Origin of the sequence: Shinella sp. G-2 (assembly GCF_050172695.1) — a bacterium.
In the GTDB taxonomy this organism is placed as follows: Bacteria; Pseudomonadota; Alphaproteobacteria; order Rhizobiales; family Rhizobiaceae; genus Shinella.
Genome location: NZ_JBBEYH010000012.1, coordinates 23,214 through 38,953 on the forward strand (window position 1 = coordinate 23,214; position 15,740 = coordinate 38,953).

12 protein-coding genes are annotated in these 15,740 nt (G+C 64.7%); 3 read left to right on the forward strand and 9 right to left on the reverse strand.

The genetic code is table 11. The annotated features are described in order from the left end of the window. Nucleotides 1-264: 264 nt before the first annotated feature. Genes V8U06_RS17965 through osmF form a run of 4 tightly spaced genes read right to left on the reverse strand, consistent with a single transcriptional unit; the run spans nucleotide 265 to nucleotide 4,067 of the window. A complete protein-coding gene (locus tag V8U06_RS17965) occupies nucleotides 265-1,008 on the reverse strand; it encodes an ABC transporter permease (RefSeq protein ID WP_427141828.1) in 744 nt (247 codons plus the stop codon). Then, nucleotides 1,005-1,943, reverse strand: coding sequence for an ABC transporter ATP-binding protein (locus tag V8U06_RS17970; protein WP_427141829.1), 939 nt, complete (start codon nucleotides 1,941-1,943; stop codon nucleotides 1,005-1,007). The genes V8U06_RS17965 and V8U06_RS17970 overlap by 4 nt, the downstream gene beginning before the upstream one ends. Then, complete coding sequence (locus V8U06_RS17975) at nucleotides 1,940-3,100, reverse strand: ABC transporter permease (protein WP_427141830.1); 1,161 nt, start codon at nucleotides 3,098-3,100, stop codon at nucleotides 1,940-1,942. Before V8U06_RS17975 ends, V8U06_RS17970 begins: the two co-directional genes overlap by 4 nt. 55 nt (nucleotides 3,101-3,155) lie before the next feature. After that, nucleotides 3,156-4,067, reverse strand: a complete 912-nt coding sequence (gene osmF / locus V8U06_RS17980) for a glycine betaine ABC transporter substrate-binding protein OsmF (protein ID WP_226917773.1) — start codon at nucleotides 4,065-4,067, stop codon at nucleotides 3,156-3,158. Between the two features lie 320 nt (nucleotides 4,068-4,387). Here osmF and V8U06_RS17985 point away from each other — a divergent pair, with 320 nt between their 5' ends. The 3 genes from V8U06_RS17985 (at nucleotide 4,388) to V8U06_RS17995 (ending at nucleotide 9,047) form a co-directional block, all read left to right on the forward strand. Next, the gene (locus V8U06_RS17985) at nucleotides 4,388-4,855 is read left to right on the forward strand and encodes a DUF4126 domain-containing protein (RefSeq protein ID WP_427141831.1); all 468 of its coding nucleotides are present in this window, start codon (nucleotides 4,388-4,390) and stop codon (nucleotides 4,853-4,855) included. Next, nucleotides 4,852-6,228, forward strand: coding sequence for an FAD-containing oxidoreductase (locus tag V8U06_RS17990; RefSeq protein WP_427141832.1), 1,377 nt, complete (start codon nucleotides 4,852-4,854; stop codon nucleotides 6,226-6,228). Before V8U06_RS17985 ends, V8U06_RS17990 begins: the two co-directional genes overlap by 4 nt. 158 nt (nucleotides 6,229-6,386) lie before the next feature. Beyond that, nucleotides 6,387-9,047 (forward strand): bifunctional diguanylate cyclase/phosphodiesterase, encoded by a 2,661-nt coding sequence (locus V8U06_RS17995; RefSeq protein WP_427141833.1) that lies wholly within the window; start codon nucleotides 6,387-6,389, stop codon nucleotides 9,045-9,047. Here the strand turns inward: V8U06_RS17995 and V8U06_RS18000 are convergent. From V8U06_RS18000 to V8U06_RS18020, 5 genes are read right to left on the reverse strand one after another with little or no spacing between them, the layout of a single operon-like run. Beyond that, a complete protein-coding gene (locus tag V8U06_RS18000) occupies nucleotides 9,025-10,161 on the reverse strand; it encodes a gluconeogenesis factor YvcK family protein (RefSeq protein WP_427141834.1) in 1,137 nt (378 codons plus the stop codon). The two genes, V8U06_RS17995 and V8U06_RS18000, sit on opposite strands and share 23 nt — an antisense overlap. A 12-nt stretch (nucleotides 10,162-10,173) precedes the next feature. After that, nucleotides 10,174-11,817 carry an ABC transporter ATP-binding protein gene (locus V8U06_RS18005; RefSeq protein WP_427141835.1) on the reverse strand — a complete coding sequence of 548 codons (1,644 nt, stop codon included), beginning with the start codon at nucleotides 11,815-11,817 and terminating at the stop codon, nucleotides 10,174-10,176. Beyond that, the gene (locus tag V8U06_RS18010) at nucleotides 11,792-12,922 is read right to left on the reverse strand and encodes an ABC transporter permease (RefSeq protein WP_427141836.1); all 1,131 of its coding nucleotides are present in this window, start codon (nucleotides 12,920-12,922) and stop codon (nucleotides 11,792-11,794) included. Before V8U06_RS18010 ends, V8U06_RS18005 begins: the two co-directional genes overlap by 26 nt. Then, a complete protein-coding gene (gene oppB / locus V8U06_RS18015; RefSeq protein ID WP_427141837.1) occupies nucleotides 12,915-13,838 on the reverse strand; it encodes an oligopeptide ABC transporter permease OppB in 924 nt (307 codons plus the stop codon). Before oppB ends, V8U06_RS18010 begins: the two co-directional genes overlap by 8 nt. A gap of 59 nt (nucleotides 13,839-13,897) precedes the next feature. Next, complete coding sequence (locus tag V8U06_RS18020) at nucleotides 13,898-15,493, reverse strand: peptide ABC transporter substrate-binding protein (RefSeq protein ID WP_427141838.1); 1,596 nt, start codon at nucleotides 15,491-15,493, stop codon at nucleotides 13,898-13,900. Between the last annotated feature and the right edge of the window lie 247 nt (nucleotides 15,494-15,740).

Here is a 15,740-nt window from a genome sequence, read left to right on the forward strand (position 1 = left end):
CGTAGCGAGCAAAACAAGTTAGAGGCCTGATCGGCGAATCCGAAGATTATCGGCCTCGTTCAGGCAGACGGGCATCGATATGTTGCGCGAAACCTTTCGCAGTCCAATGTCACTACCTGTGCGAAACCGGAGAACAGTGCGTGGCCAGAACACATGGAAAGCCATCAGACGCCAAGGCCAAGTGGTCGAGCGCGCGACGAGAAGCTTCGACAACCTCAATTTGCTCGGCCAGGACCGAATAGGCAACCTGCTGAAAGCTCACATCTAGGCTCGCCCGGCCCGGCGCGCCAGCACACGTTCGAGAGCGGAAAAGGCGTCGTAGATCAGCACCGCCAAGACCGCGACGACGAGGCCGCCCTGCAGCACGAAGGCGAGATTGTTGGATTGCAGGCCGGCGATGATGACCTCGCCGAGCGTCTTCGCCGCGACCGTTGAACCGATGGTCGCGGTGGCAAGGCTGATCGTCACCGAAAGGCGGATGCCGGCGAGAATGACCGGCAAGGCGAGCGGCAGTTCCACCTTGGTCAGCCGCTGCCAGGCGGTCATGCCCGTGCCGCGCGCCGCCTCGACGATGGCCGGCGGCAAGGTCGAAAGACCGGTCATGGCATTCTCGAAGATCGGCAGGAGCCCATAGAGAAAGAGCGCGATCAGCGTCGGTTTCTCGCCGAAGCCGACGGCGGGCACAGCGAGCGCCAGCACCGCGACGGGCGGAAAGGTCTGGCCGATATTCACCAGACTGCGCGACAGCGGCAGGAATTCCGCACCGATCGGCCGCGTGACGAGAATGGCAAGTCCGACAGCCACGACGGTCGCGGCAAGGGTCGCGATGAACACCGTGGTGAGGTGGGACAGCGTCAGGGAGAGGAGGCTGCCCTGATTGTAGACGGCCGGGGCATTGGTCTGCACGAGCGGCTTCAGCAGCGGCTCGAAAAGTGTGGGCTGGACGAGAAACGTTACCAGCACGACCAGCGCGGCAAGCCGCAGCATATGGGGCAAAAACCGCCTCATTGCGGCCTCGCGGCGCGGCGGGCAAGGCCGGCAAGCGTGACGCGGCCGATGGGCGCGCCATCGGCGCCGACGACAGGCAGCGCGTCGCGGCCGGACCAGAGCAGCGCGGAGAGGGCGTCGCGCTGGCTCGCCACGGCCGCAAGCGGCTCGCCTTCGGCGGTGCCGTTTTCGACGGCGTCGCCCACCGTGCCGATGGAGAGCAACCGGAAAGGCCGCTCGCCGGCGCCGATCAGGGTTTCGACGAAGCCGGTGGCCGGGTTCACCAGCATTTCCTCGGGCGCGGCGTATTGCACGATGCGGCCCTTGTCCATTACAGCGATCTTGTCGGCGAGGTGGAACGCTTCCTCCATGTCGTGCGTGACAAGCACGATGGTGGTTCCGAAATGCTTCTGGATCGCCAGGAGGTCGTCCTGCGCCTTGGCGCGGATGACCGGGTCGAGCGCGCCGAAGGGTTCGTCCATCAGGAGGATGTTCGGCTCGGCGGCGAGCGCACGGGCGACGCCGACGCGCTGTTGCTGGCCGCCCGAAAGTTCATGCGGATAACGCGGGCCGAAGGCGGCGGGATCGAGCTGGAACAACGAAAGCAGCTCCTTCACCTTGGCGTCGATGCGGCTCTTCTCCCAGCCGAGCAGCGTCGGCACGGTGGCGATGTTTTCCGCCACGGTGCGATGCGGGAAGAGGCCGTGGCCCTGGATGGCGTAGCCGATACGGCGGCGCAGTTCGTAGCCGGGAATGGCGCTGTTGTCCTCGCCGTCGATGCGGATCTTGCCCGAGGTCGGCTCGACGAGGCGGTTGATCATGCGCATCAGCGTCGTCTTGCCGGAGCCGGACGTGCCGACGATGACGGTGATCGTGCGCGGCGCGATGGCCATCGAGACGGTGTCGACGACCGTGTTGTCGCCGTAGCGCTTGGTGATGGTCTCGATCTCGATCATGCGGCCCTGCCGGGTTTGTTGCTGGAGATTTCCGTCGCGGCATCGAGCACGATGGCGGCGGCGAAGGCGAGCGCGACGGTCGGCACCGCGCCGAGCAGCACGAGGTCCATGGCCGTCTGGCCGATACCCTGGAAGACGAAGACGCCGAACCCGCCGCCGCCGATCAGCGCGGCGATGGTGGCAAGGCCGATATTCTGCACCAGCACGATGCGGATGCCGGTGAGGATGACCGGGAAGGCGAGCGGCAGTTCGACACCGAAGAGCCGCTGGCGGTCGGTCATGCCGATGCCGCGGGCGGCGTCGTTGGCATCGCGCGGCACGCCGGCAAGGCCGACCACCGTATTGGCGACGACGGGCAGCAGCGAATAGAGGAAGAGCGCGACGAAGGCGGGCGCCGCACCGATGCCGCGAATACCGATGGCCGCCGCGCCCGGCACATGCAGCGCGATCCAGCCGAGCGGCGCGATCAAAAGGCCGAAGAGGGCGATGGAGGGAATGGTCTGGATGATGTTCAGCCCGTTGAGCACGCCCGCCCGCAGCGGCTCCACCCGATGGCAGAGGATGCCGAGCGGCAGGCCGACGAGCGTGGCGGCGGCGAGCGAGCCGAGCGCCAGAACGACATGGCGGCCCGCCTCCAGCCAGAAGGTTTCGGCTCGGCTGCCATATTCCTTGAGGATCGACAGCCCGTCCCACGCGCCTGACATCAGAAGCCCGGCAATCGCGGCGGCAACGACCGCCAGCAGCGCGACGCGCGCATAGGCCGAAAGCTTCAGCCGCGCCAGTGCGTCTGCGGTCAAAAGCGCGAAGGCGAAGCTCGTCAGCCAGAAGCCGGAAGCGGGGGAAACGCGGGCATAGGTGTTTTCCGGCGGCGTCAGGTGGCTGGCGGAAAGCCCGATCAGGATGGCAAGGGCGAGAAGCGCGGCCAGACCGAGGACCAGCCGCAGAATCGTCGGCGTCTTGAGAACGATGAGCACGATGGCAAGGGCGACGAGCCCGAGCAGCGCCGCGCCGAAACCGCCGGGAAGCGCGTCAAGGATCGTCTTCGCCTCCCCGGGCACGATGCGATTGGCCCGAAACAATGCAAACGGCGCCAGAAAGGCGCCGTAAGCCAGCAATGCGGCGATCACCACGCCGAGCTTGTCGATCCGCACCGTCATGAACGCCTTTCGGGAGAATGACCCTTCGCCCGGGCGGGCGAAGGGCGCAGGCAGCTTACTTGATGAAGCCGTTCTTCTTGAGGAAGTCCTCGGCGACGGCCTTGGCCGGCTCGCCGCCGACCTGGACGCGGCCGTTGAGGTCCTGCAGCGTCACGAGATCGAGCTTCTCGAAGACGGGCTTGAGGATTTCCTCGATCTGCGGATTGGCCTTCAGCACCGCCTCGCGGATGATCGGCGAGGGCTGATAGACCGGCTGCACGCCCTTGTCGTCTTCCAGAACGACGAGGCCCGACGGCGCGATGCCGCCATCCGTGCCGTAGACCATGGCGGCGTTCGCGCCGTTCGTCTGGTTGGCCGCAGCGGCGATGGTCGCGGCCGTATCGCCACCCGACAGCGTGATGAGCTGTTCCGGCTTGAGGGTGAAGCTGTAGGTCGTCTGGAAGGCGGGAAGCGCGGCGGCCGAATTCACGAATTCGGACGAAGCGGCGAGCACAACCTGACCGCCGCCGGCAACGTATTTGCCGAAGTCGGTCAGCGTCACCAGCTTGTTCGGTTCGGCGACATCCTTGCGCAGCGCGATCGCCCAGGTGTTGTTGGCCGGCGACGGCGTCAGCCAGACGATCTTGTTGGCGTCGTAGTCGAGCGTCTTGGCAAGCTCGAAGGCCTTGGTCGCATCCTTCCAGGCCGGATCGTCCGCTTTCTCGAAGAAGAAGGCGGCATTGCCGGTATATTCCGGATAGATGTCGATCTCGCCGGCGATGATCGCCTGGCGTACGACGGGCGTTGCGCCGAGCTGCACCCGGTCCGTCGTCTGCACGCCATTGGCATTCAGCACGGCGAGGATGATGTTGCCGAGAACACCGCCTTCGGTATCGATCTTCGAGGAAACGACGACCTGGGCTTCTGCTGCGCCGGCCGTAAGGCCGAGGGCGAGCGCTGCTCCGAGGAATTTAACGACTGGGCGCATGTGAAAACCTTTCGTTTGTGCGGGAACCCATGGCGGCATTTTCACCACGTTTGGGAAGGCCCGTCCGGGCAAAGCATTTCATATATGTCAGACATTTGCAAAAAATAGACCGCGACGGCGGGCAAACGCACGCCGTTTGTTGCGGCCTCCAAAGCGCTTTCAAGATTGCGCGAACCGGACCGCTTTGGCAACAGAAACGCGTTGCAATTGTCGGTTTCATCCGACACTCTCTCACCGATCCGTTCTCATTCTCCAACATCCGCATTTCGCCATCCGCCGGCCCCGGACCCGATGTCCGGCGCAGATTTCGTGAGGGAACAATGAGCATCTATATTCTCGCATTGCTGATCGGCGTGGTGGCCGGGCTTCGGGCGATGACGGCGCCGGCCGCCGTCAGCATCGGCGCGGCGCTCGGCTGGCTGCCTGTGGGCGGCACCTGGGCCGCCTTTCTCGCCTATCGCTTCACGCCCTATATCTTCGGTGCGCTGGCGCTGATCGAATTCGTCACAGACCAGTTGCCGAGCACGCCGAGCCGCAAGGTGCCGCAGCAATTCGGCGCGCGCATCGTCAGCGGCGGCTTCTGCGGCGCAGTGCTCGGCACCGTGGGCGGCTCCCTGATCGGCGGGCTCGTCGCCGGCATTCTCGGCGCGATCATCGGTACGCTCGGCGGTGCGGAAGCCCGCCAGCGCCTCGTTGCCGCGACGGGCGGCAAGGACCTGCCGATCGCCCTTCTGGAGGACGCCGTCGCCGTGCTGCTCGGTCTCTTCGTCGTTTCCTCGGTGCTGTGATGCGCAGCTTCGATGCCATCGTCATCGGCGCCGGCCAAGCCGGCCCATCGCTCGCCGGCCGGCTGACGGCGGCGGGAAAAACGGTCGCCCTCATCGAGCGCAAGCTCGTCGGCGGCACCTGCGTGAACACCGGCTGCATGCCGACCAAGGCGATGGTCGCCAGCGCCTATGCGGCCCATCTTGCCCGCCGCGGCGCGGAATACGGCGTTGTGACGGGTGCCGTCTCCATCGATTTCGCCAAGGTCATGGCGCGCAAGGACAAGGTGCGTTTCGACGCCCGCAAGGGAAATGAGGACTGGCTGGACGGCATGAAGGGCCTCACCTTCATCCGCGGTCATGCCCGTTTCGAGAGCCCGACGGAAATCCGCGTCGGCGACGAATTGCTGTCGGCAAGACAGATCTTCCTCAATGTCGGCGGCCGCGCGGTCGTGCCGGATTTTCCCGGCGTCGCGGATGTGCCCCATCTTGACAACGTGTCGATGATGGAACTCACCGAAGTCCCTGATCATCTCGTCATCGTCGGCGGCAGCTATATCGGGCTGGAATTCGCGCAGATGTTCCGCCGCTTCGGTGCGAAGGTGACGGTGGTCGAGAAAGGACCGCGGCTGATCGCGCGCGAAGACGAGGACGTCAGCGCGGCCGTGCGGGACATCCTCGAGCGCGAAGGCATCGCCATCCGCACCGGGGCGGAATGCATCCGCTTCTTCCAGCACGGCGATGCCGTGGGCGTCGGGGTCGACTGCACGGACGGCGCACCGGAAATCCTCGGTTCGCACATCCTGCTCGCCACCGGGCGGCGGCCGAACACCGACGATCTCGGTCTCGACAAGGCGGGCGTCGCCACCGACAAGCGCGGCTACATTACCGTTGACGACCGTCTGGAAACAAATGTGCCCGGCATCTTCGCCCTCGGCGATTGCAACGGCCGCGGCGCCTTTACCCACACCGCCTACAACGATTTCGAGATCGTCGCGGCCAATCTGCTCGACGGCGAGCCGCGCAAGGTGAGCGACCGCATCCAGACCTATGCGCTCTATATTGATCCACCGCTCGGCCGCGCCGGCATGAGCGAGACGGAAGCCCGCAAGACCGGTCGCAAGCTGCTGATCGGCACAAGGCCGATGACGCGCGTCGGCCGCGCCAAGGAAAAGGGCGAAACGCTCGGCTTCATGAAGGTGATCGCGGATGCCGGGACGAAGGAAATCCTCGGCGCCTCTCTGCTGGGTACCGGCGGCGACGAGGCGGTGCAGAGCATTCTCGACGTGATGTATGCCGGCAAGCCCTACACGACGATCACCCATGCGGTGCATATCCACCCCACGGTGTCCGAACTGATCCCGACCGTTTTCGGTGACATGCAACCGGTGGATTGAGCCGGCGCTCGACGCCCAGCCGGTAAAACCGTTTGCAACCTTAAGAACAGGCCTTCGTCTCGTCAGTAAATATTAAGCTGCATCTGCCATCGTCCCCCGATGAGCGTGCCGGGCCCTGTCCGGCGAGGGCTCACGCACGCAAAGACGAACGGGACGCGATGAACGAGCGGCATGCGCAACTCTCCTTCCGGGGCCTGGGATACTACGTCCCCGCCATCGTCGTTGCGTTTGCCGTCCTGATCGCCGTCTTCCTTGCCGACGTGCAAAAGCGTCGGCTGGAGGAAGAATATCTGCGCTCCTTCACCACCGAGCAGCTCGGTCTGTTGCGCGCGCGCCTGCAGGGCAACATTCTCGGCAATGTGAAGCTGGTGCAGGGCCTCGTCGCCGCGTTCTCGACCGAATCGGACATGGCGCCGCCGCGCTTCGCCGAGCTTGCCGGACGCATCTTCCGTCAGGACACGTCCCTGCGCAGCCTCGCCATCGCGCCGGATTTCGTCGTCACCCTCGCCTATCCGCTGGAGGGAAGCGAACGGATCATCGGCCTCGACTATCGCAAGAACGAGCGCCAGCGCGCCGCCGCCTTGCAGGTGCAGGAACTCGACCGGCTGATCGTCACGGGCCCGGTAGATCTTGTGCAGGGCGGCCGTGGCGTGATCGCGCGTTATCCCATCCACACCGGCAAGGACAATGCCTTCTTCGGCATTGCCTCGGCCGTGATCGATCTCGAAAAGCTCCTGGAGCGCAGCGGCTTCAAGAACGACATGCGCATCGCCCTGTCGATCTCCAGCCGGGCGCATGACGGAGGACCGCTGCGTTCCGTCTTCCAGACGGGGAGCGCCGTCGATAGCGAGCCCGTCGTCATGACCATCGATATCGGTCACGAGATCTGGACCATGTCGGCGACGCCGCTGAAAGGCTGGCAGCAGCCGTCCGCCGATCTCGGCCGCTTCCGTGGCGGCCTCCTGCTGCTCGCCGTCATCATCGTCGCGCCGATGTTCTGGGTCGGCTACCTGATGAAGGACCGCCACCGTCACCTCCTCGCCCTGCAGGATCGCGAGGAGCGGCTGGAAACCGTTTCGCAGCGCCTCCAGCTTGCGCTCGATGCGTCCCGGGTCGGCGTCTGGGAATACGATACCGAAACGGCCGCCTTCTCCTGGGATGCGCGTATGCGCAAGCTCTACGACATCGCGCCGACGCAACCCGTCTGCACCTATCAGGACTGGCGCGCAGCCCTGCACCCCGACGATCTTGAAGAGGCCGAGCGCAATTTCGCCTCCTGTCTCGAAATGGAAAAACCCTACATCACCGAATTCCGCGTGCTGCGTCGCGATGGCATCCGCCATATCCGTGCGCACGGCATGACCTACCGCACCTCCTCCGGCGCAAAGCGCATCGTCGGCGCCAATTGGGACGTGACTGAGGACAACCAGCTGCAGGCCGAGCTGCTGCAGGCCAAGCTGACCGCCGAGGCGCAGAACCGCGCGCTGGAGGAAGCCCGCCGCGCCATGGAGCACAATTCACTGCATGATGCGCTGACCCGCCTGCCGAACCGCCGCTTCCTCGATCAGCAGCTTGCGCTTGCCGCCGCCGACGACCGCCCGCTGACCCTGCTCCACATCGACCTCGACCGCTTCAAGGACATCAACGACACGCTCGGCCATGCTGCCGGCGACGAGGTGCTGAAACAGGCGGCCGGTGTGCTGCGCGCCCATGTGCCGGCGGAGGATTTCATCGCCCGCATCGGCGGCGACGAATTCGTGCTACTCTCGCGGCGCGAGCCGGTCGCAGCCGATTTCCCCACGCTGTCCGCCCGTCTCATAGAAGCGATCAGCGAGCCGATGGCGATCGAGGGGCACGACTGCCGCATCGGCGCCAGCATCGGCATCGCCACGCGCAGCGATGCGGAAGAATCGGCCGAGCAGCTTCTCGTCAATGCCGATATCGCACTCTATGAAGCCAAGCGCCGGGGCCGCAACCGCGTGGAAGCCTTCAACGACGAGCTGCGCCTGCGCACCGTCGAGGTCAAGCGCCTCAGCGACGACATCCTGCGCGGCCTGGAGCGCGGCGAATTCCGCCCCTTCTTCCAGCCGCAGTTCTGTGCCGAGACGCTGGAAATCGTCGGCGTCGAGGCGCTTGCCCGCTGGCAGCATCCGACGCGCGGCTTCATCGCGCCCGATGTCTTCCTGCCGGTTGCCGAAAGCCTCAATGTCGTCGCGCGGATCGACGAGGCGATCCTCGAACAGGCGCTGTTCCAGATCCTGCGCTGGGAAACGCAGGGCATCGGCATTCCCCGCGTGTCGGTCAACGTCTCCTGCCAGCGCCTGCACGACGAGAACCTCATCGAGAAGCTGAAGGCGATGAACATCCGCCCCGGCATGCTGACCTTCGAACTGCTGGAATCGATCTCCTTCGACACGGCGGACGACGGCCTGAAGCAGGCGATCGAGGAGATCAAGGGGCTCGGCATCGACATCGAAATCGACGATTTCGGCAGCGGCCACGCGTCCATCGTCAGCCTTCTGGAACTCTCGCCCAAGCGCCTGAAGATCGACCGCCGGCTGGTACAGCCGCTGCTCGGCTCCACCGCGCAGCAGAGCCTTGTCCATTCGATCATCGACATCGGCAAGGTGCGCGGCATCGAGACGGTCGCCGAAGGTGTCGAAACGCTGGAACATGCCGAACTGCTGCGCCGCCTCGGCTGTCACGTGCTGCAGGGCTACGCGCTGGCGCGCCCCATGCCGGCGGAAGACTTCCTCGCCTTCGCCAAGGCCCGAAGCTGGATGCCGGCGGAACGGCTCAGCCCGGCAAAAGCGAGCTGAGCACGTCGGCGACGGCCTGCCCGTCATGCTGGCCGCGCTGCCAGGGATCCTCGAATTCGCCGATGACCGCTTCCGCGCCAAGCCGCGCCGCAGCGGATTCCAGTGCCCCGTTGCCGAGATAGGCGAAGGCGCCGACGGTCTTCTCGAAGGGCAGGAGCTGGCGGTTCGCCAGCACATGGGTAAAGGGCCGTGCTTCCGCCCCGCCGCGCGCCTGCCAGAGGCTGCCGGCGATTTCCAGCATGCGAGCCACGTCGAGGCCGCGGGTTTCCCGGCATTGCAGGATATTGCCGATGAAGATGCGGCGGGCGTGCACGTTGCGTGCAATCGCCGGCACGATGCCATCGACGAGGAAGTGCGGCAGGATGCTGGTAAAGAAACTGCCCGGCCCGAAGACGATGGCATCGGCGCTTTCCAGGCTCTCGATGACGGCCTCGTTGGCCGGCGCTGCCGCGCCCCCGCTCGTCAGTGCGATGTCGCGGATACCGGTCCGGCCGTGCGCCTCATCGAGCGCCGTGACGCGGTGCTGGCCGTCGATGCGCGTACCGTCGCCCAGCACGGCCGATAGATCCCCGCCATCGGCCGTGGACGGCCAGACATGGCCCGCGATGTCGCAGAGCTTGCGGAAGACGAAGATGGCGGTGTTGATGTCGCTGTTATGGGCGAGATGGGCGCCGGTGAGGATGAAGTTGCCGATGCTGCCGTTGCGGAAATCGAAATCCGTCGCCACCGCCGCGCGGAAGGTGCGCAGGTAATTGAGGATCGCGCCGCGCAGGCCCGGCTCCATGCGCTCCAGCAAGGGATGGCGGCCCTCGGCATAAAGGGCAAATTCCGTGCGGGCATCCGCCGCCGCACCGCTGGTAAGACGCGCGTTGCAGACCTTCACCACGTCGCCAGCCCGGCCTTCGCCATGGGCCATGGTCATCAGCGCCTGGCGGATGTCACCGACCGCCAGGACGCCAAGGCTTTCACGGATGACCTTGGAACTGCCGCCGCTATCCCAAGCCGGCACGATGCGCGTCAGCCGCACGGGCTTTGCACACAGCGCCAGATTGGTCGAGCGGCAGGCCGTGCCGCCCGAGAAGAGTACGATATGCGGCAACCGGTTCCCGGCCATCCGTCCCCCGTTCTACGGCGCGATGTTGTAGGCCGCGCCGATCAGGGTCTTGGTATAGGCCTCCTTCGGCGCGCTGAAAATGGCGTCTGTCGGCCCCTCCTCGACGATCTTGCCGTCCTTCATCACGATCACATAGTCGGACATGGCGCGAACCACCGACAGGTCATGGCTGATGAAGACATAGGAAAGACCGTAGCGGGTCTGGAGATCGCGCAAAAGCTCGATCACCTGGCCCTGCACCGAACGGTCGAGCGCCGAGGTCGGCTCGTCGAGCACCACGGCCTGAGGCTTCAGGATCATGGCGCGCGCGATGGCGATGCGCTGGCGCTGTCCGCCCGAGAACTCGTGCGGATAGCGGTTGCGCGCCGCCGGATCGAGGCCCACCTCCTTCAGCGCCTCGATCGCCCGCTTGTCGCGGTCGGCCCGCGAAAGCTGCGGCTCGTGCACATAGAGCCCTTCCGTGATGATCTCGCCCACCGTCTGGCGCGGCGAGAGCGACCCGTAGGGATCCTGGAAGACCAGCTGCATGCTGCGCCGGAGCGGCCGCATGCCGGTTCGGTCGAGGCCGGAGATATCCGTCTTGCCGAAACGGTAGGCGCCGCCGCTGGAAATGAGGCGGAGCAATGCCCGGCCGAGCGTCGACTTGCCGGAACCCGATTCCCCCACGACGCCGATGGTCTGGCCTTCGTGCAGGCTGATGCTGACATTGTCGACGGCGCGGAAGGTCGAGGCGCGTTTCTTGAGGAGCCCGCCGTCGATCTTGTAGTCCACGACGACATTGCGGCCTTCGAGGATGATCGGGGCGTCGTCCGCCGGTGCGGCCTTGCGGCCATGCGGTTCGGCCTCGATCAGCATGCGCGTATAGTCGGCCTTCGGGTTGTCGAAGAGCTCGGCCGTCACGCCCTGCTCCACCACCTCGCCACGCCGCATGACGACGACCCGTTCGGCGAAATGCCGGACGATGCCGAGATCGTGCGTGATGAGCACGATGGCCATGTCGAACCGCTTCTGGAGGTCGCGCAGCAGTTTCAGGATCTGCGCCTGGATGGTCACGTCGAGCGCCGTCGTCGGTTCGTCGGCGATCAGGATGTCCGGCTCGTTGGCGAGCGCCATGGCGATCATCACGCGCTGGCGCTGGCCACCGGACATTTCGTGCGGATAGCTGTTGATGCGGCGATCCGGGTCGGGAATGCCGACGAGCTTCAGCAATTCCAGCACGCGCGGACGGGCCTGTTTCTGCGTGCCGCCACGATGATGCACGATCACCTCGGCGATCTGCTTGCCGATGGGATAGAGCGGATCGAGCGAGGTCATCGGCTCCTGGAAGATCATCGTGATCTTCGCGCCGCGGATCTCGTTGAGCGCCTTGGGCGGAAGGCCCACCATCTCCTGCCCGCGATACTTCGCGGAGCCGGAAACGCTACCGTTGGCGGCGAGCAGGCCCATGATGCCCATCATGGTCTGGCTCTTGCCGGAACCCGATTCACCCACCACCGCCAATGTTTCGCCGGGGCAGACATCGAGGCTGATGCCCTTGACCGCATTCACGGTGCCGTCGGGCGTAGAGAAGGTGACCTTCAGATCCCGGACGGAGAGGATCGGTTCCATGGTCTTTGTCTTGTCTTCCATGTCAGCGGTCCTTCGGGTCGAATGCATCGCGCAAGCCATCGCCGACGAAGTTCAGCGAGAAGAGCGTGACGACGAAGAAGATGGCGGGGAAGACGAGCAACCACGGCGCCGACTGGATGTTGTTGGCGCCTTCCGCGATCAGCGACCCCCAGCTCGTCAGCGGCGCCTGGACGCCGAGGCCGAGGAAGGAGAGGAAGCTTTCGAGAAGGATCACCTTCGGCACGATGACCGTGACGAAAATGACGACCGGACCGACGGTGTTCGGAATGACGTGCCGGCGGATGATCTGCCAGTCCGTCAGGCCGAGCGCCTCTGCCGCGCCGATGAATTCCCGCCGCTTCAGCGACAGCGTCTGACCGCGCACGATGCGGGCCATGTCGAGCCATTCCACCGCACCGATGACGATGAAGATCAGCACGAAGCTGCGGCCGAAGAACACGACGAGCACCACGACGAGGAAGACAAAGGGCAGCGAATAGAGGATTTCGACGAAGCGCATCATGACGTTGTCGACACGCCCGCCCATATAGCCCGAGATCGCGCCGTAGACGACGCCGATACCGAGCGAGACGAGGCTGGCGAGCAACCCGACGGCGATGGAGATCTGCCCGCCGAGCATAACGCGCGCCATGAGGTCGCGCCCGTTGGTATCCGTGCCGAACAGGAAATATTCCCGGTCCACGATACCCGTGAGCGTGAGCTTGCGGCCCTCGTCTTCTGTCTTGACGACCTCGGTCTTGTCGAACTCGTTGGCCCGGTCGAAGTAGCGCGCGGCGCGCGGATCGATCGGGTCCTTCGCGGTGACGATCGCCGTGAAGGCTTCGCCTTCGACGGAGAAGGATTGCAGCTCGACGCGGGCGCGGGTCGCGACCCCCTTCATGGCATCTTCCAGCGCGTCCTCACCCGGCCGCGGCTCGAGGCTCGGCGGGATGGTGACGTAGGACGAGAAGACCTGGTCATAGGTGTGGCTGATGAAGAACGGGCCGAAGAAGGCGAAGCACGCGATCAGCACCAGCATGACCGCGCCGGCCATGGCCGGACGGTTGCGGCGGAAGCGCATGACGGCGAGCTGGAAGAGGCTGCGCCCCTTCACTTCGCTCTCCGGCACGGCGGAAACGACGGCATCAGTCATGGCGAACCCTCGGATCGAGCAGGCCATAGAGAATGTCGACCAGCAGATTGAACACGATGACGAAGATGGCGATCAGCACGACCGTGCCCATGACGAGCGTATAGTCGCGATTGATCGCACCGAGCACGAAGTAGCGCCCGACGCCGGGAATGGTGAAGATCGTCTCGACGACCGCCGAGCCCGTCAGGAGAGCCGCCGCGCAGGGTGCGAGGTAGGACACGATGGGCAGCATGGCGCCGCGCATGGCATGCACCACCACCACCGATTTCGCCGGCAGGCCATAGGCGCGCGCCGTGCGGATATGGTCGGTGCGCAGCGCCTCGATCATCGAACCGCGGGTAAGGCGGGCGAAGACGGCGAGCTGCGGCAGGGCAAGCGCGATCATCGGCAGGATGAGGAAGCGCAGCGACCCGTCGCCCCAGCCCCCGGCAGGCAGCCAGGCCAGCACGATGGCGAAGATCAGCGTCAGCACCGGACCGACGACGAAGTTCGGCACCGTGACGCCGACCGTCGCGACCGACATGACCGCGAAGTCGAGCGCGCTGTTCTGCCGGAGCGCAGCAATCGTGCCGACGATGACGCCGCCGACAAGCGCGAGCAGCAGCGCATAGAAGCCGAGCTCCATCGAATAGGGCAGCCCCTTGCCGATCAGCTCGGCGACGGTGTTGTCCTTGTAGATGTAGCTCGGGCCGAAATCGCCGCTGAGCGCATTGCTCATATAGGTGAGGTATTGGCGCCAGAGGGGTTGATCGAGCTGGTAGGCCCGCATCAGGTTTTCCATCGTGGCGGGCGGAAGAGGTCGTTCGAGGTTGAACGGTCCGCCGGGCGCAAAGCGCATGAGGAAGAACGAAATTGTGACGACGATAAATAGCGTCGGCACGGCGCTGGCGAGGCGCCGTAGAACGAAAGCAAGCATGACCAGGTCTCCCCAGATACGCAGTGCGCGGCCCCAGGGGACCGCGCACATACGTTAGATCATTCGGAAACGCTGAGGAAGCGGCTCAGGTGCTGGTTGGCGGCATTGTCCTGCCAACCCTGGACCTTGCTGGAGACGAGCCAGAGGTCGGCCTGCGTGAGGAACGGCGCGATCGGCTGTTCCTTCATCAGCAGGGCTTCCGCGTCATGCAGGACCTTCGCGCGCGCCGCCGGATCGCGCTCCTCGTACGACTTCTTCATCAGAGCGTCGTAGTCGGCATTGTTGAACTGGCCGTAGTTGAAGGTCTTGTTGGTGCTGACGCTGAGCGCCAGGAAGTTTTCGGCATCCGCATAGTCGGCAACCCAGCCGGCGCGCGCGACGTTGAACTTGCCGCCTTCCTGCAGGTAGGCGTAGTGCGAGGACACGTCGAGGTTCACCATGGAGACGTCGGCGCCGAAGGTGTTCTTCCACATGTCAGCAACGGCCGTCGCCACGCGCTCGTGGTTCGGGTTGGTGTTGTAGCGGATTTCGATCTTCAGCGGCTTGCCGCCTTCGCCGTAGCCGGCGTCCTTCATCAGCTTGAGCGCTTCGTCTTCGCGATCGAGCTGCGACATCGCGCCGAAATCGGCCGTCGCCGGCTCATAGCCCTGGATGCCCGGGGGCACCATGGAATAGGCCGGAAGCTGCGAACCGGAATAGATCTCCTTGGCCAGGAAGTCGCGGTCGACGGCCATGGAGAGCGCGCGGCGCACGCGCACGTCGCTATAGGGCTCCTGACGGGTGTCGAAGGCGTAGTAGTAGGTCGCCAGCGTCGGTGCGACGTGAACCTGCTCGCCATAGCTCTTTTTCAGGCGCTCGATCTGGTCGGCCGAGAAGTTGTAGACGAGGTCCATTTCCTTCGCCTCGAAGCGGCGGACGGACGCGGCCTGGTCGTCGATCGGGTAGAAGACCACCTTGTCGAGCTTGACGTTGGCGGCATCCCAGTATTCCGCATTCTTCTCGACGACGAGGTTGTCGTTCGGAACGTGGCTGACGAGCTTGAACGCGCCGTTGGAAACCATCGTACCGGGCTTGACGAAGTCCGCGCCGTTCTTTTCGACGCTGGCCTTGGAAACCGGAAGCGCCGTCTGGTGCGCAAGCAGTTCGAGGAAGAAGGGCGTCGGGCGCTCGAGCGTGATTTCGACGGTCTTTGCGTCGACGGCCTTGACGCCGAGCTGGTCGAGGCCGAGATCGCCCTTGTTGACCTTTTCGGCGTTCTTGATCGGGTAGAGGATGTTGGCGTAGCCGGCTGCCGTCTTCGGGTCTTCGACGCGGGTGAAGGAGAAGACGAAGTCTTCCGCCGTCACGGGCGAACCGTCGGACCACTTGGCGCTGTCGCGCAGCTTGAAGGTGTAGACCGTGGCGTCATCCGAAACGGTCCAGCTTTCAGCCGCGCCGGGGACGATCTTGCCCGAGGCGTCATAGACCGTCAGACCTTCATAGAGGTCCTTCAGGATGAACTCTTCGATGTTGATGGAGGTGTGGGCCTGGTCGAGCGTCTGCGGCTCGCCGGCATTGCCACGGTGGAGAACCGCTTCGGCCAGCGCCGGGCTTGCGCCCAGCAGGATCGCACCGGCCAGAAGTGCTGCACGGAAACCAGTCAGTTTGTTTGCCATTTTATGTCTTCCTTCCCCGTTGTTTTTTTGGGTGCCACATCAATTGTCCGGGTTTGTCCGCTTTGCAAGACCCTAAAAACAGGAAATGCACAGTGTCTGCACAACTTCTATGCGGTCCGCCAATGCGACCAAACGCGACGTCCGACGCCTATCTGCGCCAAAAGATGAGAAAAATATTTGCGTTTGCCTAAAGAAATCGCAGTTTTCTGCCCATCGTTTTGCACGGTTTTCTGCGAATGATCGGCCA

Excerpts from the sequence above, each read along its gene's own strand:
- osmF (WP_226917773.1), bottom strand. The coding sequence starts at position 4,067 with ATGCGCCCAGTCGTTAAATTCCTCGGAGCAGCGCTCGCCCTCGGCCTT.
- V8U06_RS18005 (WP_427141835.1), bottom strand. The coding sequence starts at position 11,817 with ATGCATTCGACCCGAAGGACCGCTGACATGGAAGACAAGACAAAGACC.
- oppB (WP_427141837.1), bottom strand. The coding sequence starts at position 13,838 with ATGCTTGCTTTCGTTCTACGGCGCCTCGCCAGCGCCGTGCCGACGCTA.
- V8U06_RS17970 (WP_427141829.1), bottom strand. The coding sequence starts at position 1,943 with ATGATCGAGATCGAGACCATCACCAAGCGCTACGGCGACAACACGGTC.
- V8U06_RS18000 (WP_427141834.1), bottom strand. The coding sequence starts at position 10,161 with ATGGCCGGGAACCGGTTGCCGCATATCGTACTCTTCTCGGGCGGCACG.
- V8U06_RS17975 (WP_427141830.1), bottom strand. The coding sequence starts at position 3,100 with ATGACGGTGCGGATCGACAAGCTCGGCGTGGTGATCGCCGCATTGCTG.
- V8U06_RS17985 (WP_427141831.1), top strand. The coding sequence starts at position 4,388 with ATGAGCATCTATATTCTCGCATTGCTGATCGGCGTGGTGGCCGGGCTT.
- V8U06_RS17995 (WP_427141833.1), top strand. The coding sequence starts at position 6,387 with ATGAACGAGCGGCATGCGCAACTCTCCTTCCGGGGCCTGGGATACTAC.
- V8U06_RS18010 (WP_427141836.1), bottom strand. The coding sequence starts at position 12,922 with ATGACTGATGCCGTCGTTTCCGCCGTGCCGGAGAGCGAAGTGAAGGGG.
- V8U06_RS17965 (WP_427141828.1), bottom strand. The coding sequence starts at position 1,008 with ATGAGGCGGTTTTTGCCCCATATGCTGCGGCTTGCCGCGCTGGTCGTG.
- V8U06_RS18020 (WP_427141838.1), bottom strand. The coding sequence starts at position 15,493 with ATGGCAAACAAACTGACTGGTTTCCGTGCAGCACTTCTGGCCGGTGCG.